Origin of the sequence: Flavobacterium sp., assembly GCF_044357305.1 — a bacterium.
In the GTDB taxonomy this organism is placed as follows: domain Bacteria; phylum Bacteroidota; class Bacteroidia; order Flavobacteriales; family Flavobacteriaceae; genus Flavobacterium.
Genome location: NZ_JBIKPS010000003.1, coordinates 88,607 through 111,207, shown reverse-complemented (window position 1 = coordinate 111,207; position 22,601 = coordinate 88,607). Strand labels below are relative to the sequence as shown.

The following is a 22,601-nucleotide window of genomic DNA, read 5'->3' as shown; positions in this document are numbered from 1 at the left end:
GGAACATTTAAAATTGGTGAATAAACCATTGAATAATCTTCTACTTTAAAATCGCTTTTGTCAAACAAAATGTATTTTCAAATTTGATACTATTTTTTTACGTCTATTAACACAACTAAACAAATAGGTTTTACTACTTTTACATTCTAAATTTAATATCAGAAATTTAATATATAATATTCCATTATTCATGTCAGTAGCAAAAAAAGATTACAAAAGAATTACTACAAAGTCCTTAATTGAAATGAAAGCCAATGGAGAAAAAATATCCATGTTAACAGCTTACGATTATACCATGGCTAAAATTGTGGATACCGCTGGGGTTGATGTAATTTTAGTAGGAGATTCTGCCAGTAATGTTATGGCGGGTTATGAAACTACTTTACCTATTACATTAGATCACATGATTTACCATGCGTCTTCGGTAGTAAGAGCAGTGCAAAGAGCTTTGGTTGTGGTGGATTTACCTTTTGGAAGCTACCAATCGGATCCTAAAGAAGCGCTTCGTTCTTCTATTCGAATTATGAAAGAAAGTGGCGGTCATGCAGTAAAACTAGAAGGTGGAAGAGAAATTAAAGAATCTATCAAGAAAATATTAAATGCTGGAATTCCTGTAATGGGACATTTAGGTTTAACACCTCAATCTATTTATAAATTTGGAAGTTATACTGTTCGTGCTAAAGAAGATGAAGAAGCAGAAAAACTTATTGAAGATGCTAAATTATTAGAAAAACTTGGTTGTTTTGCATTAGTTTTAGAAAAAATACCTGCTCACTTAGCCGAAAAAGTAGCAAAAAGCATCTCTATTCCCGTAATCGGAATTGGTGCTGGAGGTGGTGTTGACGGTCAAGTTTTGGTAATTCACGATATGTTAGGAATGAATAATGAATTTAGTCCTCGTTTTTTAAGAAGATACTTAAACCTTTACGAACAAATGACACAAGCCATAGGAAATTATGTTACCGATGTGAAAAGTAAAGATTTCCCGAATGCTAATGAGCAGTATTAAGCCCCCTAACCCCCAAAGGGGGAATTATCATGAAAATCATTTCCAATAAATCCAACCTTCAAGTACTTCACGAAGACAATCATATCATTGTGATTAACAAACTCGTAGGCGATATTGTGCAAGGAGATAAAACGGGCGATAAACCGCTTTCGGAAGTCGTTAAAGAATACCTTAAAGAAAAATATAATAAACCTGGGGAAGTCTTCTTGGGCGTTGTGCATCGATTGGATCGACCTACTACAGGAATAGTGGTTTTTGCTAAAACAAGCAAAGCATTAACTAGATTGAACGAACTTTTCAGCAATCGCGAAACCCAGAAAACCTATTGGGCTGTGGTGAAAAATAAACCACCTAAAAATGAAGATAATTTGGTTCATTTTATCAAAAGAAATGAAAAAAATAATACTTCCAAAGCCCATCTTAAAGAAGTTCCCGATAGTAAAAAAGCCTCTTTAGATTATAAAATCATCAAAGAATTAAACAACTATTTTGCTTTAGAAATAAATCTTCATACCGGAAGACACCATCAAATTAGAGCACAATTATCTATAATTGGAAGTCCGATAAAAGGCGATTTGAAATATGGTTTTGATAGAAGTAATCCGGACGGAGGCATTCATTTGCATGCAAGAAAATTAGTTTTTATTCATCCCGTTTCTAAGGAAGTACTAACCATCCTTGCTCCTACTCCAGAGGAAGTAATTTGGAGTGCCATTTAAAATAATATTATCTGGTTTTAAAATAAATTTAATACTACAAAAAATACAAATAACACGTTTGAGTTTATTTACAAATTAAAAAGTTTGCTCTTAATAATAGGAAAAGCGTGTAGTTTTAAAAAAAAAACATTTAACAAACAATAATTTATACTTTTAGACTATTCATTAAAAATAAAAATTGTATTATTGTAGTATTAATAAATCGAAAAATGAAACTATTAAAATCTCTATTCGCTATTGCATTATTTTTGGCAATCAATACTATTTCAGCTCAATCTGTTACCGATAAATGGAAACAATTAGGGAGTTTTCACGAATTGATGTCTAATTCTTTTAAACCTTCAGAGGAAGGAGATTTCAAACCAATAAAACTTAATTCTCAGGAATTAGTTACCAAAGTAGACGCTTTAGATATTACTACAATACCACAAGAATTAAAATCTCCAAGATTAGAATCTGTTCTTACAGTATTAAAAAGCCATACTAAATTACTTAACGAATTAGTAAAATCCAAAGCCCCTGATTCAGAAATAATGAGGGAATTTGAAAATGTTCACGACATCTACAACAGAGTTGTTTATGTATGTAACAACCTAAAAAAATAAGTATCCAACCTAGCCGAAAGCTAGGTTTTTTTTATTCTACTCTTTGATTTGATTTTGGATTCTTACCTTTGCAAAAAATAATCCATGTCAAATATATATTTAGGCTATCATTTTACTATAACACCCAAAGAATCTGGGTCGGAAATTTTAATTGCAGAATTGGGCGAAAAAGCCTTTGAAAGTTTCATTGAAACCGATTTAGGAATTGTAGCTTACATCCAAAAAGATCTTTGTACTACAGATGTTTTAAACGATATTCATATATTATCTTCTCTAGAATTTACTATCACCCACACTGTAGAAGAAATAGCACCCGTGAACTGGAATGAAGAATGGGAAAAGAATTTTGAGCCGATTGATGTAGATGGAAATTGCCATGTTCGCGCACCATTCCATCCAAAAACAGCTGCCGAATTTGATATCGTTATCGAACCAAAAATGAGTTTTGGTACAGGACACCACGAAACAACTCACATGATGATCCAACATTTATTAGAAACAGATGTTACCGGAATGAAAACCCTAGACATGGGCTGCGGAACCGCAATTCTTGCAATTCTTGCCGAAATGAAAGGAGCCAAACCTATTGATGCTATTGACATTGACAACTGGTGTTATTTGAATTCGGTTGAAAATGCCGAACGTAATAACTGTCATGAAATAACGGTTTATGAAGGGGAAGCTGCAATGCTAAAAGGTAAAAATTATGATTTAATCATTGCCAACATCAACCGAAATATTTTATTGTACGATATGCAAACCTATGTAGATTGTTTAAATAAAGGCGGAATCCTATTATTGAGTGGGTTTTACAACGAAGACATTCCTTTTATTGACGCTTCGTGCACTGAAAAAGGATTGACTTACGTTAAAAAATTCGAACGAAACAATTGGGTTTCTTTAAAATATGTAAATTAGTAGTATTCTTTATATTTGAAAATTTATGAGTACCATTGAAAAAGTCCAAGAAGAGGTTTTAGTAGAAGAGCAATTGGGCATCAACCATGAAATTGTGCTTTATAACGACGATGTCAATACTTTTGATCATGTTATTGATACTTTGATTAAAGTTTGCAAACACACTTCCGAACAAGCCGAACAATGCGCTATTTTAGTGCATTATAAAGGAAGATGCACCGTGAAAACAGGTTCGTTTGACGAACTAAAACCACTTTGCACCCAATTACTAGAAGCAGGATTAAGTGCTGAAATAGAATAAAAAAATACCCCAAACACTAATTTAGTTTTTGGGGTATTTCATTTGAAATATTAATTCATTTTTCCGATAGCGCAACTCACAAAAGATTTTGCTTTCGTTACCAAAGGATTATTTTCTCCTTCTTCGGGATATCCATTAGATTTCAAGGTTTCTTTCACTTCATGCAGAGCAAAATCGTCTTGATAATCAAAGGTAACCGAATTGTTTTCAACATCTACCGTTACTCCAGAAACTTTATCCAAATTGCTTAATTTAGTCAAAATGGTATTGGCACAACCGCTACATTTCAAATTTTGTATGTTCAAAGTTTTTGTCATAATTTTACTATTTATAAAACAAAGTTAAAGTAATAACAAAACTTTTTATGTAACAAAAGTTACATAAACTAATAATTAATGCGGTAATTTATCCTTAAAATAACCATAAATAAAAGTTCCAAATAAGGCTCCAAATAACACAAAACCAATAGTCATAAATCCAGCGCCAATTAAAATAAAAATTGGTCCAGGACAAGACCCAACCAATGCCCAACCTAGTCCGAAAATTAATCCGCCAATCCAGTACCTAAAAGTACCACGTTCTTTATCTAAAATTTCAATAGGTAATCCTTTGATATCTTTAATATTATTTCTTTTTATTATTTGAATTCCAACAACTCCCGTAGCAATTGCAGTCATAATAATTCCATACATGTGAAACGAATCAAACTGGAACATTTCAAAAATTCGATACCAAGAAACGGCTTCTGTTTTGGTTAAAACTACTCCAAATACAAATCCTACCAATAAATATTTTATTAAATTCATTTTGTTTTTTTTAAAAAATTAATGGGAAAATAAAGTTAACCATAATTAAACCACCAATAAAAAAACCAATCACGGCTTTTAAAGAAGGTAATTGAAAATTACTTAAGCCGGATATGGCATGCCCTGAGGTGCATCCTCCAGCATATCGAGATCCAAATCCAATAAGAAATCCTCCGAAAACCAATACAAAAATCTTTTTTAGAGAATGAAAAACATCCAATCCAAAAATAGCATCCGGAATTAACTTACCATTTGGAGCATCAATTCCTAATTTTTGTAATTTCAAAATAGTGGCTGGATTAATAGAAACATTATTTGCATCGGATAAAAAATGTGTTGCAAAATAGCCGCCCATCATCGCGCCAAGCACTACGACTAAATTCCATCGTTGTGATTTCCAGTCCCAATTAAAAAAAGAAACTCGTTTGCCAATTCCGGTTAACGAACATAAACTTCGGAGATTGGTTGACATTCCAAAAGATTTTCCAAAATATATTAAGGTTAGCATTACCATTCCGATTAGGAAACCAGAAATAGACCAATGCCAGGTTTGAGATAAGAAATTCATTTCGTATTATTTTTTACAAAAATAGAGAGAGTGGTTTGATTTTTGATAATTAATTAACATATTTGAATAAAAATAATTCTGTTTATTAAAATGAAAACCTATCAATTACTAATTTTACTGCTATTCACAGCCTTTTTCACCTCTTGCGGAAGCGTAAAATCTACCCTTAAAAATGTAGATAACAACGCAATAAAACCTCCTGTGAGAAATAATCAATTTATTATAAATGAATATGCTTCGGATGGAAAATATGGATTTGATAAAGACTATCCCATCAATTTAGGTTTTGAAAACGAGAAATATTCCCCAAAGAATATTGTTTATTTTTTTAATGCTTTGGAAGGACCTAAGGGCGAAAAAATAACTTACACTAAAATAGATAACTGTTGTCCATTCCCTACCATTAAAAGCGTAATGGGGGCAGGAACCTTGGAAGTTTATGTAATTACTATGGAAGGAAACGATACAAAATTAAATTTGTATTTAAATATATATGAAAAAGGAAAAGTACTTTGCCCGAAAGGTTTAAAAATAAAAAAACACATTCAAGAATAACTTTTAATTAACATATAGAAACCTTCTAAATTGAACTATTAGAAGGTTTTTTCTTATTATCTTTGCAAAAATTTTCAACACATGAATTTAACAAATATTCCCCAAATAAAGCATACCGAAAGTGGCAACTTCTTTCTTCTAGCAGGGCCGTGCGCTATTGAAGGAGAAGAAATGGCTTTTCGTATTGCAGAAAAATTAATGACCATTACCGATAAATTGGAAATTCCATTTGTTTTTAAAGGTTCATTCAAAAAAGCCAATCGTTCTAGAATTGATAGTTTTTCTGGAATTGGCGATGAAAAAGCATTGAAAATTTTGAGAAAAATTTCAGAAACTTTTCATGTTCCAACCGTAACCGATATTCATACTAATGAAGATGCTGCAATGGCTGCCGAATATGTAGACGTTCTTCAAATTCCTGCTTTTTTAGTGCGCCAAACCGATTTAGTGGTTGCTGCTGCAAATACTGGAAAAACGGTGAATTTGAAAAAAGGACAATTTATGAGTCCGGAAAGTATGAAACATGCCGTTCAAAAAGTTTTAGATTGCCATAATGAAAACGTGATGGTAACCGACAGAGGAACAATGTTTGGCTACCAAGACATGATTGTAGATTATAGAGGTATTCCAACCATGCAACAATATGCAACTACGGTTCTGGATGTTACCCATTCCCTGCAACAACCCAACCAAACTATTGGTGTAACTGGTGGAAGACCCGATATGATTGAAACCGTTGCCAAAGCTGGAATTGCTGTTGGTGTAGATGGAATATTTATTGAAACCCATTTTGATCCTGCAAATGCAAAAAGCGATGGTGCTAATATGTTACACCTTGACTATTTTGAAGATTTAATGACCAAATTGGTGTCTATAAGAAAAACCATAAATCAATTTTAATAACACAAAAAATGTTACCAAGATTAAGAATTCTGGCCGTTTTAGTATTAGGAGTTTTTGTAAACAATATGTTCGCACAAGAAACTCCAAATCCTGTTAAATACACAGCACATAACAAGGGAAAATTTTATATTTTTTGGGGCGGGAATAGAGAAAACTTTTCCAAATCGGATATACATTTTAAAGGAGATAATTACGATTTTACCGTTATCGATGCTATAGCAGATGACAAACCAAAAGGCTGGCATGCCGATTACGTAAACCCTGGAAGAATGACTATCCCACAAACGAACTTCCGAATGGGGTATTTTATCAACGATCATTATAATATTTCACTAGGTTTAGACCACATGAAATATGTTATGCGACAAGATCAAATAGCAAATGTTACTGGAAATGTAAATCTTCCATTGAGTGATGCTGGATCTATATATAATGGAGTTTACAATAACACTCCCGTTAATTTTTTAATGAATTATACCGATTACGATACTGGGACTCCATTTTTAACTTTTGAACATACCGATGGATTAAATTATATCAATTCGGAAATTTCTCGTGTAGATGATTTTTCTAAACTATTTGGAATTACCAATACCGATAAAATTCAAATAAACCTTACCGAAGGTATTGGTGGTGGATTTTTATATCCAAAAACAAATGCTAAAGTTTTAGGAAAAGAAAGACACGATGATTTTCATGTTTCTGGAGTTGGTGTTTCTGCTAAAGTTGGAATTAATGTAACTGTTTTCAAACACTTCTTTGTACAAGGCGAACTTAAAGGAGGTTATATCAATATGAACGACATCCGAACTACTGCAGTAACTAATGATACCGCTAGACAGCATTTTATGTTTTTACAAAGAATAATTTCTTTTGGAGGTATTTTCAGCCTTTAGATTAATAACAATTAAATTTATTTCAAACCATTAAGGTATTAAGAAAAATTTAAGATCTAGTCTTAATGAAACTTAATACCTTAATGGTTTAAAAACTAAATACTTGATATAAATTTTCCTAATTATACTTATCAAATAAATACATCAAGGAAGCCATCGTTGCGGCTCCGAGTTCTAATTCACGTTTGTTTACAGCATCAAATGTATCGTTAGCGGCATGATGGTAATCAAAATAACGTTGTGAATCGGGATGTAATCCTACTTTTACGATATTTTCCGATTTAATGGGTTCAATATCGGTTCCCGAATGGCCTTTAGCAAAGATATGAATCAAATAAGGTTCAAATAAATTCTTCCAACTAGCAATTTTAGTGAAATTTATTTCATCCGAATCAATAGAAAATCCTCTTGGGGAAAATCCACCCGAGTCGCTTTCCATTGCAAAAATGTGATTCTCTATATTCTTAGTAGCTTCCTCCCCATATTTTGTTCCGCCTTTCACTCCGTTTTCTTCATTCATAAATAGCACCACGCGAATGGTATTTTTAGGATGGTAATCCAATTTTTTAAACAACTCTAAAACGGCCATACTTTGCACACAACCTGCACCATCATCTTGTGATCCATCTCCAAGATCCCAAGAATCTAAATGTCCTCCAACCACCATAATGCGTTCTGGATGTTCTGAACCTTTAATTTCGCCAATAACATTATACGATTTTACGTCGGCAAAAATTTCACACGATTGTTTGAAATATAACGAAAGATTGGAATTTGTTTTCAAAAGTTTACTCAAAGCCTCTGCCCCATTGGTAGAAATTGCAGCAGCAGGAATTCGTTTTTCTATGGGAGTATCTTTGTAATTGGTCATTCCAGTATGCGGTAAATCGTCTAGACGAAGGTTCATTGAGCGTACAATTACCCCAACAGCACCCAATTCTCCGGCTTCTCTTGCACCTGAAGATCGTTGGTCAACGCAACTTCCATAAGCGTGAAAAGTTTCAATAAATTCGGGATTCATAGGTCGGTTAAAGAAAATAATTTTGCCTTTCACTTTTTCGGCACCCAAGGCTTTTAATTCTTCTATGCTTTTTACTTCTAGAATCGGAGCGTTCAAACCCGTTTTGGGAGTAGCAACCGATAACCCTAAAGCACAAATTGGGAACGTTATTTTATTTTTTCCAACGGTAACATAAGCCACTTCTTTTTCACCACGCACCCACTTAGGCACCATCACTTCTTGCAAATAGACTTTATCCAAACCAAGAGTTTCCATTTGTTGCTTGGTATACAAAACTCCTTTTTCGGCACCAGCCGAACCCGATAATCGATGTCCAATTTTATTAGACAAATCGTCTAACCAGCCATAGCAATGACTTTCAGTTAATGCCGATTTGTAAATTTGTTTTAACATGGCTTCGTCGGCATTTTGCGAGAAGCATAAGGTAGATTGTAGAAGTACTATAAATAGGGCTTTTTTCATGGTGCGTATAATTTGCATCAAAAATAAATTAAAAAACATTTGGTTTCACAATTATATTTTATTTACTTTGCAATTCAAAGTACTTTAAAATGGAAAACGAAAAATATCTTAATGACATTACTGAAATAAAAAACATGATGCATCAATCATCCCGTTTTATTTCTCTATCAGGACTATCCGGAGTATTAGCAGGAATCTATTGCCTTATTGGAGCATGGTTGACCTATACTACAATTTATTTTGATACCACCACCCTGGGGAATTATTCCAACTTAATCATTAACCAATCCCAAATAGAACGCCTTTTTATTATTGCAACCTCTGTAATACTATTATCTATAATAACTGGAGTTGTTTTAAGTAAAAATAAGGCCAAAAAAAGTAATGAGAAAATATGGAATGTTTCCTCCAAACGATTGGTGATTAACTTTGCAATTCCATTAGTAACTGGTGGATTTTTTATTTTATTTCTAATTGAAAAAGAAATTCTAGGATTAATAGCACCTTTAACCTTGATATTCTATGGTTTAGGGTGTGTGAATGCTAGCAAATATACTATTGGTGATGTACGCTATTTAGGAATTACTATGATTCTTTTAGGATTACTTTCCACCTGGTTTTTAGGATACGGATTATTATTTTGGGCTCTCGGATTTGGAGTTTGCCATATTCTTTACGGAAGTGTAATGTATTTTAAATACGATAGAAATTAATTTTAAGATTGCAGATTATAGAAGTTAGATTACAGATTTAAAAAATAGATACCAATAAATTGAAAACCATCTTACAAAATATAAACAAAGCCTTTGATCACCGAATTCGTTTGGGGATCATGTCGATATTGATGGTCAATGAAAGTGCCGATTTCAATATGCTGAAAGAACTTCTTGGGGTTACTGACGGCAATCTTGCCTCCCATACAAAAGCTCTAGAAACCGAAAATTACATTCAAATTGAAAAACAATTTATTGGCAAAAAACCAAATACAAAATACATCGCAACCCAAGCAGGAAAAAAAGCATTTTCTGCTCATATTGAAGCGCTTGAAAAATTGATTGCCAAAAGTTAATCCTATTTTTTTAACCATTTACTTTGAAATTCAAAGTACTTTTAAATATTAAAATGAAAGAAATAATTATCGAATCACTCTACAGAATTATTAAAGTTCCCTACCAATTCTTCTTTAAGAATAGTAATCCTTGGAGCATAACTACAAAGGAATTATTACAATATCCGCAGGAAAGTTTGGCGTTTCATTATGGTTGTTTTTTATTGAAATACAATTTTAACATCCAAAGTAGTTTAGAAGAACACGATGCGTATCATGTGCTCACCAATACTGGAATCACGGTTAAAGATGAAGTGGTTATGCAATTTTATTTACTAGGAAATGGCAAACGAAGTCCGTTTGTGTTTATAGTTATAGCAACAGGTTTGCTCTTCTATCCATTTGAATTAAAAAACTTTTTAATATCCTTCCAAAAAGGGAAAAATGCACATGCCTTTTATTATTTAGATTTTTATAAAATGCTTCCAATTCCTTTAAAAAAAATTCAAGAAACCTTTAATATCAACTAAATATGAACAACTTAATTAGTCTTTACATTTTAAACAAAAAACAAAATAATTATTTAATTATCAGCTCCTTAATAGCCATAACATTACTTTTATTGCGAGTAAAAATAACCCATTCCATTTATTTATTGTTTCTATTATGGAATCTATTTCTAGCGGCAATCCCCTTCGCATTATCTACAAGCATCAAAACTGATTTTAGGCTTAGAAAAAGCAATCTGAAGAATTTAGGCATTATAATTATATGGTTATTATTCCTTCCAAATACATTTTATCTAATAACCGATTTTGTGCATTTAAACCATTACAATTTAAGACAGTATATTTTTGATTTTGCGCTTCTAACCAGTTTTACAATTGCAGGTTTTTATTTTGGAATACTTTCCATTGATACCATCTACAAACAAATTCAATTTTTCTATTCCAATACAACTTCAAGAATATTCCTTATTTCCATTAGTTATTTATGTGCCTTTGGAATTTATATAGGAAGAGTGCTGCGATTCAACAGTTGGGATATTATTAGCAATCCTATCTCCCTAATAAAATCAATATTAGATTCTATTTTTAAGGTAGAAACTATAGTTTTTTCTTTAGAATTAGGAACTTTAATTCTAATAGTCAATAGTATTTACATCCAATTTAATTCTGATAAATAATATGAAACAACTACAAATAAAAGACGTTCAAGGATATTTTCCAGCGCAATTGGCCTTTTGGTCGTTCCTAATTGGAAGCCTTTTTCTGCTACTAGCCTTTCTTTTTCCAAAAGAAGAAGATATACTAATTAGTGGATTAATATATGTGCTACTTGCATTTTTTTTAAATGGAATTTGTTTCGCTGTTCTTTTACTGCAAGTAGTTTTTAACTGGAAAGAACGGGAAGAAATTGCTTTTCAAATGTTAATCCTCCTTGCTAATATTCCAATTGCAGCACTATATCTATTCGTACTAATACAATTCAAAAATTAATAACTAAATAATTAAAATCATGGAAATTTCAAATTCAGAAAACGAACAAAAATCGTTCTTTCAAACCACCACTGCCAAAATGATTATGGTAGGTTTACTAACCTTAGCATTATTGCTTCCGCTGAGTTATGTACAAAGTTTAATAACCGAACGCAGCCAACGCCAAAAAGAAGTCGTAGCCGAAACCACATCCAAATGGGGAGAAAGTGTCTATTTTTACGGACCAATTTTAAAAATCCCTTACAAAGATCCCATTACCTTGCGGATAGAAAATGCCTTTTTCTTTCCCGAACAACTTACAAACAGTTCCACTACCGAAATCAAAACACCTTTGCAACGCAGCATCTACAAGTCGAATGTGTTCACTACTAAGATGCAATTTTCTGGAAATTATGTGCAACCCAACTTTAGCAAAAAGAATATTCCTACTGAAAATGTGTATTGGGATAAAGCCTCTATCGTAATTAGAACGACCAACTTAAAAAGTGTTAACGACGAAGTGAAAATAAAATTTGGAGCATCCAATTTTACTTTCGAACCCATTCACAACTCCCAAGCCAACGATTCTATTGAATCTTTAGAAACAGGATATTTCAATTACAATACCCTTAAAAATGCGCCGTTTAAAATCCATATTACCTATAACGGAAGCAAGCGCATTAGTATTGTACCTATTGGTAAAACCACCGATGCCCGAATGACCTCCAATTGGGGATCGCCAAATTTCAACGGAAGTTTTATTCCAAACGACAAAAAAATCACCAACAAAGGTTTCGATGCCACTTGGAAAATTCTACATTTCAATCGCCCGTTTGCCCAAGAAAATTTTGAAGTACTGCCAGAACTAAGTAAATATGCTTTTGCAGTCGATTTCATTACTCCTGTAGACGAATACCAACAAAACGAACGTGCCTCAAAATACGGGTTTTTAGTAATCGGATTGACCTTTTTAATCTTCTTCCTCATCCAATCCATTAGCAAAATTAGCATCCATATTTTTCAATATACCATGATTGGAATTGCCCTTATCATGTTTTACACCTTGCTAATTTCCATCACCGAGCACAGTAGTTTTAGTTTTGCTTACGCCATAGCAGGAACCTCGGTTGTAGTATTAATCGCACTTTATTCCATTTCCATCCTAAAAGATAGAAAATTTCCAAGTTTCATCTTTATCGCACTTTCGGTGCTCTACACCTTCATTTACGTCATCATCCAACTCGAAGATTACGCGCTATTGGTAGGAAGTGTCGGATTATTCTTAATTCTTTCAGCGGTGATGTATTTCTCTCGAAAAATAGAATGGAATAAGCAGTAATAATTATTTTAAAATCAGGAGCGAACGGCTTGCGGCCTATCTGTAAAGGCAATTCCTGCTTTCCGTTGCAATCTTTTTCAACTCCGACAGAGTTCAAAACTCTGTCGGAGTTAAAAAAGGATTTCCACTGCAATCAGGGCTAGACAGCCAACCATTTGATATAAATATAAACTCCGAAAGAAATTTTACTTTCCTTCGGAGTTATATTTTTAAAATTAGTCAAGACTGTCAACTGACAACTGACAACTAACTAATGACTTCCTTCTACCTCAATAGCATCAACATCAATGTTTTGTTTTTTCAAAAGACCTTTTACTAAAACAGCAAATAAAGTCAGATATCCAAAACAAACTACTGCAATAATATACGATTGATGAATTCCAATAATATCAGATAATTTACCTTGAATTGGCGGAATAATTCCTCCACCCAAAATCATCATAATTAAAAATGCTGAACCTTGAGAAGTATATTTTCCTAATCCAATAATTGATAAACTAAAAATGGATGGCCACATAATGCTGCAAGCTAACCCTCCGGCAAGGAAAGCATAAATTGCCACAGTTCCAGTAGTAAACAAACCAACTAACATGGCAATAATTCCGAAACTTCCAAAAATCATTAAAGTTCTTGCAGGTTTATCTTTACTCAAAAAGAAAGCTCCTATTTGAATTAAAACACAAACTACATAATAATAAAGCGGTTTCATATCTTTACCAGAAAGAATGTTAACACCTAAAATAATTCCAAAAGCAATCAATGGAACTATGATTAAAGCTATTGTTTTTTTACTTCCTTGAAGATTAAAAACACTAATAGCTCCAGCCCAACGACCAATCATTAAACTTCCCCAATACATTGAAATATAAGGGGCAATATCTGACGATTGTAAACTTCCAAACTCTTTTAATTTTAAAAGCTCACCAAGATTACTTCCAATTGCAACTTCTACTCCAACATAAGTAAAAATAGCCAACATTCCCAATACTAATTGTGGATATTGCATGGCACCCCAACCTTCAGAATTCTTTCTAGCTGATGTATAAGAAAATAAAATTCCACCAAGAACAACTAATAATGCTCCAGAAAGCCATAACATTCTATTTTTTTCTAAGCCTTGTTTTAATAATGTTACCTGAGCTTCATTATCTGTAATCTTTTTATCAATTTCAAGAAGTTCAGGTGAATTTGCAACATAAGTTGTAACTATCAAATCCTTCTTTATATCTTCAACTTCTTTATTCAAAGACTCTATTTTAATGGCTTCATCGCTTTTATAACTTTGAAAAACTGGAGTAAACATAACGCCAAGCAAAACAGTCATTACAACAAGTGTTCTCAATGCTTTATTTGCTTTTTCCATTGGCTCATTTGCAATGCCACTTGGTACTTTTTTAGAGAAGTAAAACAAAGCTGCTGCTGCAATGAACAACAATCCAACACCAATATATAAAATCACTACTTTACTTAATTCTAAAGCTTTTATTTGCTCATCTGAAATAGATTTTGCCGTTCCAAATAAAGCCAAAGCCACCACAATTGGACCAATTGTAGTTCCAAAAGAGTTGATTCCGCCACCAAGATTTACTCTACTAGCACCCGTTTTTGGATCACCTAATAAAATAGCAAAAGGGTTGGCAGCAGTTTGTTGCAATGAAAATCCCAAAGCAACAATAAATAAGCCTACCAACATTCCGGCATAAAGGCTTGCTTCAACAGCAATAATCATAGCACCCGCTCCAAGTGCTGAAAATAATAATCCGTAAACGATACTTTTCTTGTAACCCCATTTTCCTACAATATCTTTTCCTGAAATATCGCCTAAGGCAAACAGTAATAAAGCTCCAACGTAATAAGCGGTGTAAAAAGCAAAATCAACCAATTGCGATTGAAATTGATCTAACGAAAAATAACTTTTACAAAATGGAATAAAAATACTGTTCCCAGCAGCAATAAATCCCCAGAAAAAAAACACTGTAATCAGCGTATATAAAGCAGGATAATTGGTTTTGATTTGTTCTGAACTCATAAGTTATAGTTTATTTGGTTTGGTTTTAGTTTATTGGTTTGAAACTTATAGCAGTTCCACCACCATTAGCCAAATATAATTTAATTTTTGACTTAGAGGTAACTTCGACGGTTTTTATAGCATACGATTTTGGATTATTTTTCCAATCGGCATCGGTACCATCCTGATAAATAATAGCTTGGTACTTTTTATTTGGTGATAAGAAATCCAACTTAATTTCTGTTTTACGAGCATTTTCATCGGTAATGGCTCCTAAAAACCAACGTTCACCGTTTTTTTCTTTTCTTGCAACAGTTAAATAATCGCCTGGTTCTGCTTCTAAATATTTAGACTCTTGCCAATCTACAGCAACGTCTTTAATGAATTGAAATGCATCTGGATAACGCTCATAATTTTCTGGTAAATCGGCCGCCATTTGCAAAGGCGAATACATAGTTAAGTATAACGCCAATTGTTTTGCCAATGTAGTATGCACTTGCTCGGTTTTGGTTTTATCGTAATAACTCATTTTGATTTCAAAAATTCCAGGCGTGTAATCCATTGGTCCACCTAATAATCTGGTGAATGGCAAAATGGTTTCGTGCATTGGCGGGTTTCCAACTGACCAAGCGTTAAACTCATTTCCACGAGCTGCTTCTGCCGCAATATAGTTAGGATAAGTTCTTGAATATCCTGTTGGACGGGAACTTTCGTGCGAATTGACCATCAATTTATAATCGGCAAATCTTCTAGCAACAAAGTTAAAATGGTTGACCATAGTTTGACCATCGTGAAATTCACCACGAGGAATAATTCTTCCTACATAACCTGATTTTGCTGCAGGATATCCGTAATCTTTCATCAAATTCAAAGCTCTATCCAAATGTCTTTCGTAATTTGCTACCGAACCTGATGTTTCATGGTGCATAATCATTTTAATCCCTTTCGATTTAGCATAATCATTTACCTCTTTCAAATTATAATCCGGATAAGGAGTCGTAAAATCGAAAACTTCTTCTTTCCAGTTTCCAAACCAATCTTCCCAACCTACATTCCAACCTTCTACAAGAACACCATCAAAACCATTTTTGGCTGCAAAATCGATGTATCTTTTAGTGTTTTCAGTAGTTGCTCCGTGTTTTCCGGATGGTTTTAAACTTCCATCAGCAGCGTTTTGTGCATTTTGAGAACCTGCATAATCCCAAGTAGATCTACCTACATGCATTTCCCACCAAACCCCAACATATTTCATTGGTTTAATGAATGAAGTGTCGTCTATTTTACAAGGTTCGTTTAAGTTTAATATCATTTTTGAACCTACAATATCACGTGCATCATCACTCATCATAATAGTTCTCCAAGGTGAGACACAAGGCGTTTGAAGATAAGCTTTATCGCCAATGGCATTCGGAACTAAATTAGAAGTCAACGCGAAATTTTTAGTATCTACATCTAGATGCATTAATGGATAATTAACTACAGCAGCTTCAAAAATATTGATATAAATACCTTCCGAAGATTTCATCATTAAAGGCGATTGCACACGAAACGAACTTGCAATGGACTTCACTCCTATTCCATTATTCAAATCTAATTTAGAATTGTCTATAGCGGATAAATTGGTTTCATTATAAGCGTATTCTTGACTATCATAATCTCCTGGAATCCAAAAAGTTTTATGATTACCTGTCAAATTAAATTGCGATATTTCATCGGAAATAATAAAATAATTCAGATTTTTTTGCTTTGGAAATTCATATCTAAAAGCAACACCTTCGTCAAAAACTCTAAAAATGATATTTATCTTTCTGTTGGTTGACAATTGTGAAAGCGCAACCGTCATTTGGTTATAGCTGTTTTTTATATTCAACTGTTCGCCCAAAACAGGTTGCCACGTTTCGTTAACTTTATATTGACCAATACTGTCTATGCGGAAATTAGCATCTAAAGCGGGTAATCCTTTTAATAGAATTGCTAAAGTACTTTCCTTTACAATAGATTGGTTTTTGTAATTTATGGAATACGTTGGTTTTCCTTCTTTGGAAAGACTAAAAGTAAGGCTTAACTTTTGGGAGGGTGAAAGAAGGTTTTGGGAATTACCAATGGTAACACAAAACAATAAGATTAATAAGGGTAGTTTTTTCATAATAGGATAAGAGGTGATAGAGCTAAATAAAATTGGGTTTTAAATTAAAATTAAACATTATTGTCCGATTAAAATATTTATTGCTAAATACATTATATGTTTTTTCTCGCAGAGGCGCGAAGGCGCAGTTTATATCTGAGTTCTTTGCGACTTTGTGTCTTAGCGAGAATATATTAAAAATTAAGTTGAGTCTAAAATTTCATAATATTTGTAAGACTTAACAAAGCAAATAGTTAGTTTTATCGGACAACAATGAAAATTAAAGTATTACTCTAAAAAACAATCAATTTTTCATAAAAATACATTTATAAACAATGCGGACTAAAATTACCTATAAAAAAAGTTTACGCAAACGTTTTCTTGTTAACAATTTCTATAAAAAAAATCCCGATTTTAGTCGGGATTGGTTTTTTACTTTCCGTCTACATAATCTTGTAGGTAAGCGAATCGTTCGGTTAGTTTTCCGTTTTCGGTCATTTTGGCTCGTTGTAAAATGCCGTCTTTATCCCCATTAAAAAAAGCAGGAATTACGTGCTGCATAAACATTTCTCCAAAGCCTTCACTGGCATCTTTTGGCAATTCGCAAGGCAAATTATCTACCGACATTACCAATATAGAACCTGGATGCGTGTACGGAACTTCTTTGTTTTCGGAAGCCAAATACCCAAAGAAAGGATCTGCAATGGTAGATGCTTTAAGGGTACAAGCTACAGGGCCATCAACATCACATGAAATATCGGCAACGACTTTAATTTTGCAATCGGATGCTTTTAGCATTTCATTAGTTAAAATATCTGGAGCGCCATTTCCGTGAAAATGACCTGCCATATAAATATCGGCAACTTTAGTGAAACGCTCAAAGTCGGAAGTGTATTCTTGTGGATTTTGATAGAAATCTTTATTGTCTAAAACTTTTCCGTCCAAACGTTTATTATAATCTAAAACATCAATTTGAGTATAGACTGGAGAAGAATATTTTTTATTTAAAAAATCGGCTACAGAAACCTCTTTTATCTTCATGCCGTCCAGCATTTCTTTAATTCCCATGCCTACTTTCCCAAAACCTGTAACTACAATTTTAAGATTAGGAAGCGTTTGTCTTTTCAATCGAACAATTAAGTCTTCTTGGTTTTTTAAAGTTTCTGCTTTGGGCAAATTGAATAAATCGTATTTAATTCCGAAACCTCTAAAACCATTGTAAGCACCAACAATTCCTGCATATCTTCCAAAACCAATTAATCGTCTATTGTTTGCATCTACTATCGTTTCGTGATCGTAAAGTTCAATATTTTTTTCTAAAACTGCTTGCAATAATTTTCTATTGTAAGGCTGTTTTTTTATCGTATGCGAAAAGAAAAAATACTTTTTATTTGGAATCAATGCTTCCACTGGAATTTCTTTCACTCCAAAAAGCACATCGCAATCACTTAAATCAGTTGCAACTTCAATACCTAAATTGGTATATTCTTCATCTGTAAAAACTCTAATATCCGATGCTTCCACTTTAACAACGGCATCTGGATGTTCGGCTTGTAATCTAACTAATTCTTCGGGGGTGAAAACTACTCTTCTATCGGGTGGGTTTTTTCTTTCTTTAACTATTCCAAATTTCATTTGTAGGGTGTTCTTGTTTGTTTGTGTGGCAAAAATACCATTAACGAAATCGTTTTCAAAACATTTTAGATAATAATTACAAATACAGGAATAGTACTATTTATTGAAAAACAAAGGATTACATTTTCGCCCTACAAGAATGTGAAAAACATGTTAATACCTTTCTTGAAAAGTGTTTTGACAAGGAATTGGTTTACCTATATTTGCTTTTTATCTCCCAAATTAATGAAAAAAAGAATTATATTATATAGCCTCCTACTTATTTCTATTGGCACTTCCTTTACTGCTTGTAAAAAAAAGGAAAGAATTGCCGAAAAAGTAGTTAAAGTCAATGAAAATGGACTTCCAGTTTTGAATCCTTTACAAGAAGTAATGCCTACTTTGGATCCAAATTACTGCAACGATAAGAAGTTACGTATAGATGCATTTTTCCATAAAGTATGGAATAAGGAAGATAATGTTAGTTTTTTAGTGGCTCAAAATGGACAAGTTTTATACGAAAATTACAATGGATTTGCCAATAGAAGCAAAAAGGAATTAATCACTGCGGATACTCCATTACATATTGCTTCGGTAACGAAAGTACTTACATCTGCAGCAGTTTTGATGCTTGTGGATGCAGGAAAAATTAAATTAGAACAAAAAGTTACTGAATTTTTACCTGATTTTCCTTATCCAGATGTTACGGTTTTAACATTGTTAAACCACCGAAGCGGCATGAAAAATTATGCTTATTTTACTTATGATGATGGCAATTGGGATAGAAAAAAAGAACTTTCCAACCAAGATATAATTTCAGTAATGAAGGATAAAAACATACCGTTAGAGTCAAAAACAGATACACGCTTTGGTTATTGCAACACTAATTATGCCATGTTGGCACTAATTATTGAAAAAGTTACCAAATTAAAATACCCAGAAGCACTGAAGGAAATGATTTTCAAACCACTTGGCATGACACATACCTTTGTTTATGAAACTTCTAAACATAAAGGCAACGTATCTTTATCTTATAAAGGTAACATGGACTTGGCTGTTGAATATCTAGATGGTGTTTATGGAGATAAAAATATTTACTCTACTCCAAGAGATTTATTAAAGTTTGATGTGGCGCGCTATTCACCTTCCTATCTAAATCCGGAATTACTAAAAAAAGTCTACCATGGTTATAGTAATGAAAAGAAAGGGAAACGTAATTATGGATTGGGAATTCGAATGTTAGAATTTGAAGAAGGAGAACCTTTTTATTACCATAATGGCTGGTGGCATGGCAATACCTCTTGTTATATTTACTTAAAAAAAGAGAAGGTAACTATGTTTGTAATATCTAACAAATATACCCACAAAACCTATAAGACAAAGCAATTGGCACCTTTATTTGGAGATTATCCTTTTAAAACTATAGAGGGAAAAGGAGAATAATGGATACAAAATAATCCTAACGAGTTGACCTACTTCATACCTAAACCATCATTTTTTGATGGTTTAGTTTTTTTAATAAATTTTACTAAAAATTAGCAATAGTTAAAACTTCTTGAAATTAAGCTTAGCATAAGTTTTTTCTATTATAAGATAAGAATAAATCATAAAAACTAAATTGTACTGGTAATACATTTTGTAAATTTGTATTCAGAAAATAAATTATTAACTAAAATTATATATTATGTCTTTAGTAGGAAAACAATTCCCAAACATTACAGTAGATGCTATCTCTTTTATGGGGGATAACTTAAAAATTAACGTTCTTGAAGAAGCAACTAAAAACAAGAAAAAAGTAGTTTTGTTCTGGTATCCAAAAGATTTTACTTTTGTTTGCCCAACAGAATTACATGCTTTTCAAGCCGCTTTGCAAGAATTTGAAAAAAGAAACACAATGGTTATTGGTGCTTCTTGTGATACTAACGAAGTGCATTTTGCTTGGTTAAATACACCTAAAAACAATGGTGGAATTGAAGGAGTTACCTACCCTATTTTAGCCGATACAACTCGTAACTTATCTGCTGCATTAGATATTTTGGATGCAGAATGGGTTTATGATGAAGAATTAAACGACGAAATATTAGAAGGTTCTAATGTTACTTTCAGAGCTACCTATTTAATTGATGAAGATGGTAAAATTTTCCACGAAAGCGTAAACGACATGCCATTAGGAAGAAACGTTCATGAATATATTCGTTTAGTAGATGCATATACTCACGTACAAACTAAAGGTGAAGTTTGTCCCGCTAACTGGGAAGAAGGAAAAGATGCTATGAGTCCTGATAGAGAAGGTACTGCTTCTTATTTAGCTTCTCATTAATAATTTGTTTCAGATTTAAAGTTTCAAGTTCTACTAACTTGAAACTTTAAACTTTAACCTTAAACTAAAAAAAATGTTTTCAGAAATAGAACAAGATAATTTAGCAGAAATTATTGCATCAAATGATGTGGTTGTGGTACAATATGCTGCATCCTGGTGTGGCAACTGTCGAATTATGAAACCAAAATTCAAAATGTTGGCTTCGCAAAATGAAGGAATTCCGTTTTTAATTGTAGATGCTGAGAAATTTCCAGAATCTAGAAAATTAGCCAAAGTAGATAATCTACCAACTTTTGCAACATTCAAAAATGGCGCTTTAGTAAACCAAAGCCAAACTACCAAAGTAGAAGTTTTGACAGAATTAGTTAACGAGGTAGTATAACTGTTTTCGGTTTATAGTTTAGGGTTTGTTATTTAAACAAATATCTGTAAACAAAAACCACAAACAATAAACAACAAACAACAGAAATGAAATTACCTGTAATAAAACACTTAACTCAATTTATTGAGAATAACGATCAAGATTATTTAGTGGAAACTATTGAAGTTCTTGAAAACCTTTGTGAAGTTTCTTCTTTAAAGGACGAAGAACTAGAAGTAATTGGAGAGTTAATTTCTAATATGTACGGCGCTTTAGAAGTAAACAAAATGATCAAAGAAGGTAAAGACAAAAAAGAGGCTTTGAACGATTTTATGAAAAGGGTTTTAGGCTCCATTGATAAATAGATTCAAAAATGTTATAAAAAGAAATTCGCAAATAGATTTATTTTATTTGCGAATTTTTTTATTTAAACCATTAATACAAAGTTCATTAAGTACTAAACTTAATTTTTCTTAATTCCTTAATGGTTTTAAAAAATCTATTTATAATATTTTTTTCGAAGCCAAAAAGCCACATTAACCAAGGTAATTAATGCTGGAACTTCTACTAAAGGCCCAATCACTCCAGCAAATGCTTGTCCGCTATTGATGCCGAAAACTCCTATAGAAACCGCAATCGCCAACTCAAAATTATTACCCGAAGCGGTAAACGAAATAGCAGCATTATCGCGATAATCTGCACCTACTTTTTTACCTACAAAAAACATAAGTAAAAACATTATAGCGAAGAAAATCACTAATGGAATAGCAATTCGAATAACATCCAATGGTAGTTGCACTATCATTTTACCTTTTAAACTGAACATCACCACGATGGTAAACAGTAACGCAATTAAAGTTATTGGCGAAACAAATGGTAAAAACTTTTGGTTGAACCATTTATCTCCTAAGAATTTCTTTATTAAAAATCGGCTGGTTACTGCTAAAGCAAATGGTATTCCGAGGTAAATTCCAACCGTAGTTGCTATTTGAGAAATCGTTATGTTTAATGCTAATCCTTTAATTCCGAATAACGGCAACATGATTTCTAGATAAAAATAGGCATATAAACTAAAAAATAATACTTGTAATAAACTATTTATTCCAACCAAACCTGCAGTTAACTCTCGGTTTCCTTCGGCTAGTTCGTTCCAAACGATTACCATTGCGATACAAGGTGCCAAACCAATAATGATTAGTCCAGTCATGTATTCGGGATAGTCTTTTAGGAAGAAAATAGAAAGTAAAAACATTAAAAAAGGACCCACAATCCAGGTGATAATAAAGGAAGCCAAAAGAATTTTCGGTTTCTTAAACATTAACGGAATTTTACTAAAGTCAACTTTAGTTAATGGCGGATACATCATTAAAATTAAACCAATTGCCAACGGAATATTAGTAGTTCCAGAAGAAAATGAGTTGATAAAATTAGCCGAATTTGGAATAAAATAACCAATTCCAACTCCAAGAAGCATTGCTAGAAATATCCAAATAGTTAAAAATCGGTCGAGGAAATTAAGGTGTTTTTTCATATTGATTAACCGCA

26 protein-coding genes are annotated in these 22,601 nt (G+C 32.7%); 18 read left to right on the top strand and 8 right to left on the bottom strand.

Translation table 11 applies throughout. From position 1 onward, the window contains the following. The first annotated feature begins 190 nt into the window (after nt 1-190). The 5 genes from panB (at nt 191) to ACIQ2J_RS03830 (ending at nt 3,552) form a co-directional block, all read left to right on the top strand. Nucleotides 191-1,009, top strand: a complete 819-nt coding sequence (gene panB / locus ACIQ2J_RS03850; RefSeq protein ID WP_396166921.1) for a 3-methyl-2-oxobutanoate hydroxymethyltransferase — start codon at nt 191-193, stop codon at nt 1,007-1,009. Between the two features lie 29 nt (nt 1,010-1,038). Next, nucleotides 1,039-1,728, top strand: coding sequence for an RluA family pseudouridine synthase (locus ACIQ2J_RS03845; protein ID WP_396166919.1), 690 nt, complete (start codon nt 1,039-1,041; stop codon nt 1,726-1,728). A 209-nt stretch (nt 1,729-1,937) separates the two neighbouring features. Then, complete coding sequence (locus ACIQ2J_RS03840) at nt 1,938-2,333, top strand: hypothetical protein (protein ID WP_396166917.1); 396 nt, start codon at nt 1,938-1,940, stop codon at nt 2,331-2,333. Nucleotides 2,334-2,417: 84 nt separating this feature from the next. Then, nucleotides 2,418-3,251 carry a 50S ribosomal protein L11 methyltransferase gene (gene prmA / locus ACIQ2J_RS03835; protein ID WP_396166914.1) on the top strand — a complete coding sequence of 278 codons (834 nt, stop codon included), beginning with the start codon at nt 2,418-2,420 and terminating at the stop codon, nt 3,249-3,251. Between the two features lie 25 nt (nt 3,252-3,276). Then, nucleotides 3,277-3,552 carry an ATP-dependent Clp protease adaptor ClpS gene (locus ACIQ2J_RS03830; RefSeq protein ID WP_396166912.1) on the top strand — a complete coding sequence of 92 codons (276 nt, stop codon included), beginning with the start codon at nt 3,277-3,279 and terminating at the stop codon, nt 3,550-3,552. Between the two features lie 50 nt (nt 3,553-3,602). Here the strand turns inward: ACIQ2J_RS03830 and ACIQ2J_RS03825 are convergent, their stop codons facing one another. From ACIQ2J_RS03825 to ACIQ2J_RS03815, 3 genes are all read right to left on the bottom strand, one after another. Then, nucleotides 3,603-3,869 carry a heavy-metal-associated domain-containing protein gene (locus tag ACIQ2J_RS03825; RefSeq protein ID WP_396166910.1) on the bottom strand — a complete coding sequence of 89 codons (267 nt, stop codon included), beginning with the start codon at nt 3,867-3,869 and terminating at the stop codon, nt 3,603-3,605. A gap of 75 nt (nt 3,870-3,944) precedes the next feature. After that, nucleotides 3,945-4,358, bottom strand: a complete 414-nt coding sequence (locus ACIQ2J_RS03820; RefSeq protein ID WP_396166908.1) for a DUF6691 family protein — start codon at nt 4,356-4,358, stop codon at nt 3,945-3,947. Nucleotides 4,359-4,368: 10 nt separating this feature from the next. Further along, a complete protein-coding gene (locus ACIQ2J_RS03815) occupies nt 4,369-4,926 on the bottom strand; it encodes a YeeE/YedE family protein (protein ID WP_396166906.1) in 558 nt (185 codons plus the stop codon). 90 nt (nt 4,927-5,016) lie between these two features. Between ACIQ2J_RS03815 and ACIQ2J_RS03810 the strand changes: the two genes are divergently transcribed. The 3 genes from ACIQ2J_RS03810 (at nt 5,017) to ACIQ2J_RS03800 (ending at nt 7,280) form a co-directional block, all read left to right on the top strand. After that, nucleotides 5,017-5,481, top strand: coding sequence for a 2-dehydro-3-deoxyphosphooctonate aldolase (locus ACIQ2J_RS03810; RefSeq protein ID WP_396166904.1), 465 nt, complete (start codon nt 5,017-5,019; stop codon nt 5,479-5,481). Nucleotides 5,482-5,562: 81 nt separating this feature from the next. Beyond that, nucleotides 5,563-6,381 (top strand): 3-deoxy-8-phosphooctulonate synthase, encoded by an 819-nt coding sequence (kdsA, locus tag ACIQ2J_RS03805; protein ID WP_396166902.1) that lies wholly within the window; start codon nt 5,563-5,565, stop codon nt 6,379-6,381. Between the two features lie 11 nt (nt 6,382-6,392). Continuing rightward, nucleotides 6,393-7,280 (top strand): hypothetical protein, encoded by an 888-nt coding sequence (locus ACIQ2J_RS03800; RefSeq protein ID WP_396166900.1) that lies wholly within the window; start codon nt 6,393-6,395, stop codon nt 7,278-7,280. 118 nt (nt 7,281-7,398) lie between these two features. Here the strand turns inward: ACIQ2J_RS03800 and ACIQ2J_RS03795 are convergent, their stop codons facing one another. Then, a complete protein-coding gene (locus ACIQ2J_RS03795; protein WP_396166898.1) occupies nt 7,399-8,763 on the bottom strand; it encodes a M28 family peptidase in 1,365 nt (454 codons plus the stop codon). 89 nt (nt 8,764-8,852) lie between these two features. Between ACIQ2J_RS03795 and ACIQ2J_RS03790 the strand changes: the two genes are divergently transcribed. The 6 genes from ACIQ2J_RS03790 to creD are packed head-to-tail and all read left to right on the top strand — an operon-like array spanning nt 8,853 to nt 12,628. Continuing rightward, nucleotides 8,853-9,476: a hypothetical protein gene (locus tag ACIQ2J_RS03790; protein WP_396166896.1), complete on the top strand. Its 624-nt coding sequence runs from the start codon at nt 8,853-8,855 to the stop codon at nt 9,474-9,476. 59 nt (nt 9,477-9,535) lie between these two features. Continuing rightward, nucleotides 9,536-9,832: a winged helix-turn-helix domain-containing protein gene (locus tag ACIQ2J_RS03785; protein ID WP_396166894.1), complete on the top strand. Its 297-nt coding sequence runs from the start codon at nt 9,536-9,538 to the stop codon at nt 9,830-9,832. Nucleotides 9,833-9,885: 53 nt separating this feature from the next. Then, the gene (locus tag ACIQ2J_RS03780; RefSeq protein ID WP_396166892.1) at nt 9,886-10,341 is read left to right on the top strand and encodes a hypothetical protein; all 456 of its coding nucleotides are present in this window, start codon (nt 9,886-9,888) and stop codon (nt 10,339-10,341) included. Between the two features lie 2 nt (nt 10,342-10,343). Then, a complete protein-coding gene (locus tag ACIQ2J_RS03775) occupies nt 10,344-10,997 on the top strand; it encodes a DUF1361 domain-containing protein (RefSeq protein ID WP_396166890.1) in 654 nt (217 codons plus the stop codon). Between the two features lies 1 nt (nt 10,998). Next, nucleotides 10,999-11,310: a hypothetical protein gene (locus ACIQ2J_RS03770; RefSeq protein ID WP_396166887.1), complete on the top strand. Its 312-nt coding sequence runs from the start codon at nt 10,999-11,001 to the stop codon at nt 11,308-11,310. Between the two features lie 19 nt (nt 11,311-11,329). Then, complete coding sequence (gene creD / locus ACIQ2J_RS03765; protein ID WP_396166884.1) at nt 11,330-12,628, top strand: cell envelope integrity protein CreD; 1,299 nt, start codon at nt 11,330-11,332, stop codon at nt 12,626-12,628. 250 nt (nt 12,629-12,878) lie between these two features. Here the strand turns inward: creD and ACIQ2J_RS03760 are convergent, their stop codons facing one another. The 3 genes from ACIQ2J_RS03760 to ACIQ2J_RS03750 form a co-directional block, all read right to left on the bottom strand. Then, the gene (locus tag ACIQ2J_RS03760) at nt 12,879-14,657 is read right to left on the bottom strand and encodes an MFS transporter (protein ID WP_396166881.1); all 1,779 of its coding nucleotides are present in this window, start codon (nt 14,655-14,657) and stop codon (nt 12,879-12,881) included. A 25-nt stretch (nt 14,658-14,682) separates the two neighbouring features. After that, complete coding sequence (locus ACIQ2J_RS03755) at nt 14,683-16,782, bottom strand: glycoside hydrolase family 97 protein (protein WP_396166879.1); 2,100 nt, start codon at nt 16,780-16,782, stop codon at nt 14,683-14,685. Nucleotides 16,783-17,193: 411 nt separating this feature from the next. Then, a complete protein-coding gene (locus ACIQ2J_RS03750; RefSeq protein WP_396166876.1) occupies nt 17,194-18,396 on the bottom strand; it encodes an NAD(P)-dependent oxidoreductase in 1,203 nt (400 codons plus the stop codon). Nucleotides 18,397-18,621: 225 nt separating this feature from the next. Between ACIQ2J_RS03750 and ACIQ2J_RS03745 the strand changes: the two genes are divergently transcribed. The 4 genes from ACIQ2J_RS03745 to ACIQ2J_RS03730 all read left to right on the top strand — a co-directional run bounded on the left by ACIQ2J_RS03745 (nt 18,622) and on the right by ACIQ2J_RS03730 (nt 21,421). Continuing rightward, nucleotides 18,622-19,818: a serine hydrolase domain-containing protein gene (locus ACIQ2J_RS03745; protein WP_396166873.1), complete on the top strand. Its 1,197-nt coding sequence runs from the start codon at nt 18,622-18,624 to the stop codon at nt 19,816-19,818. Between the two features lie 241 nt (nt 19,819-20,059). After that, on the top strand, nt 20,060-20,695 hold the full coding sequence (locus ACIQ2J_RS03740; protein ID WP_396166871.1) for a peroxiredoxin: 636 nt from the start codon (nt 20,060-20,062) through the stop codon (nt 20,693-20,695). Between the two features lie 73 nt (nt 20,696-20,768). Beyond that, the gene (locus ACIQ2J_RS03735) at nt 20,769-21,077 is read left to right on the top strand and encodes a thioredoxin family protein (protein ID WP_396166868.1); all 309 of its coding nucleotides are present in this window, start codon (nt 20,769-20,771) and stop codon (nt 21,075-21,077) included. Between the two features lie 86 nt (nt 21,078-21,163). Further along, on the top strand, nt 21,164-21,421 hold the full coding sequence (locus tag ACIQ2J_RS03730) for a DUF6952 family protein (protein ID WP_396166866.1): 258 nt from the start codon (nt 21,164-21,166) through the stop codon (nt 21,419-21,421). Nucleotides 21,422-21,555: 134 nt separating this feature from the next. Here ACIQ2J_RS03730 and arsB read toward each other — a convergent pair whose 3' ends face one another. Beyond that, nucleotides 21,556-22,587 (bottom strand): ACR3 family arsenite efflux transporter, encoded by a 1,032-nt coding sequence (arsB, locus tag ACIQ2J_RS03725; RefSeq protein WP_396166864.1) that lies wholly within the window; start codon nt 22,585-22,587, stop codon nt 21,556-21,558. Nucleotides 22,588-22,601: the final 14 nt, after the last annotated feature.

Excerpts from the sequence above, each read along its gene's own strand:
- panB (WP_396166921.1), top strand. The coding sequence starts at position 191 with ATGTCAGTAGCAAAAAAAGATTACAAAAGAATTACTACAAAGTCCTTA.
- ACIQ2J_RS03845 (WP_396166919.1), top strand. The coding sequence starts at position 1,039 with ATGAAAATCATTTCCAATAAATCCAACCTTCAAGTACTTCACGAAGAC.
- ACIQ2J_RS03840 (WP_396166917.1), top strand. The coding sequence starts at position 1,938 with ATGAAACTATTAAAATCTCTATTCGCTATTGCATTATTTTTGGCAATC.
- prmA (WP_396166914.1), top strand. The coding sequence starts at position 2,418 with ATGTCAAATATATATTTAGGCTATCATTTTACTATAACACCCAAAGAA.
- ACIQ2J_RS03830 (WP_396166912.1), top strand. The coding sequence starts at position 3,277 with ATGAGTACCATTGAAAAAGTCCAAGAAGAGGTTTTAGTAGAAGAGCAA.
- ACIQ2J_RS03825 (WP_396166910.1), bottom strand. The coding sequence starts at position 3,869 with ATGACAAAAACTTTGAACATACAAAATTTGAAATGTAGCGGTTGTGCC.
- ACIQ2J_RS03820 (WP_396166908.1), bottom strand. The coding sequence starts at position 4,358 with ATGAATTTAATAAAATATTTATTGGTAGGATTTGTATTTGGAGTAGTT.
- ACIQ2J_RS03815 (WP_396166906.1), bottom strand. The coding sequence starts at position 4,926 with ATGAATTTCTTATCTCAAACCTGGCATTGGTCTATTTCTGGTTTCCTA.
- ACIQ2J_RS03810 (WP_396166904.1), top strand. The coding sequence starts at position 5,017 with ATGAAAACCTATCAATTACTAATTTTACTGCTATTCACAGCCTTTTTC.
- kdsA (WP_396166902.1), top strand. The coding sequence starts at position 5,563 with ATGAATTTAACAAATATTCCCCAAATAAAGCATACCGAAAGTGGCAAC.
- ACIQ2J_RS03800 (WP_396166900.1), top strand. The coding sequence starts at position 6,393 with ATGTTACCAAGATTAAGAATTCTGGCCGTTTTAGTATTAGGAGTTTTT.
- ACIQ2J_RS03795 (WP_396166898.1), bottom strand. The coding sequence starts at position 8,763 with ATGAAAAAAGCCCTATTTATAGTACTTCTACAATCTACCTTATGCTTC.
- ACIQ2J_RS03790 (WP_396166896.1), top strand. The coding sequence starts at position 8,853 with ATGGAAAACGAAAAATATCTTAATGACATTACTGAAATAAAAAACATG.
- ACIQ2J_RS03780 (WP_396166892.1), top strand. The coding sequence starts at position 9,886 with ATGAAAGAAATAATTATCGAATCACTCTACAGAATTATTAAAGTTCCC.
- ACIQ2J_RS03775 (WP_396166890.1), top strand. The coding sequence starts at position 10,344 with ATGAACAACTTAATTAGTCTTTACATTTTAAACAAAAAACAAAATAAT.
- ACIQ2J_RS03770 (WP_396166887.1), top strand. The coding sequence starts at position 10,999 with ATGAAACAACTACAAATAAAAGACGTTCAAGGATATTTTCCAGCGCAA.
- creD (WP_396166884.1), top strand. The coding sequence starts at position 11,330 with ATGGAAATTTCAAATTCAGAAAACGAACAAAAATCGTTCTTTCAAACC.
- ACIQ2J_RS03760 (WP_396166881.1), bottom strand. The coding sequence starts at position 14,657 with ATGAGTTCAGAACAAATCAAAACCAATTATCCTGCTTTATATACGCTG.
- ACIQ2J_RS03755 (WP_396166879.1), bottom strand. The coding sequence starts at position 16,782 with ATGAAAAAACTACCCTTATTAATCTTATTGTTTTGTGTTACCATTGGT.
- ACIQ2J_RS03750 (WP_396166876.1), bottom strand. The coding sequence starts at position 18,396 with ATGAAATTTGGAATAGTTAAAGAAAGAAAAAACCCACCCGATAGAAGA.
- ACIQ2J_RS03745 (WP_396166873.1), top strand. The coding sequence starts at position 18,622 with ATGAAAAAAAGAATTATATTATATAGCCTCCTACTTATTTCTATTGGC.
- ACIQ2J_RS03740 (WP_396166871.1), top strand. The coding sequence starts at position 20,060 with ATGTCTTTAGTAGGAAAACAATTCCCAAACATTACAGTAGATGCTATC.
- ACIQ2J_RS03735 (WP_396166868.1), top strand. The coding sequence starts at position 20,769 with ATGTTTTCAGAAATAGAACAAGATAATTTAGCAGAAATTATTGCATCA.
- ACIQ2J_RS03730 (WP_396166866.1), top strand. The coding sequence starts at position 21,164 with ATGAAATTACCTGTAATAAAACACTTAACTCAATTTATTGAGAATAAC.
- arsB (WP_396166864.1), bottom strand. The coding sequence starts at position 22,587 with ATGAAAAAACACCTTAATTTCCTCGACCGATTTTTAACTATTTGGATA.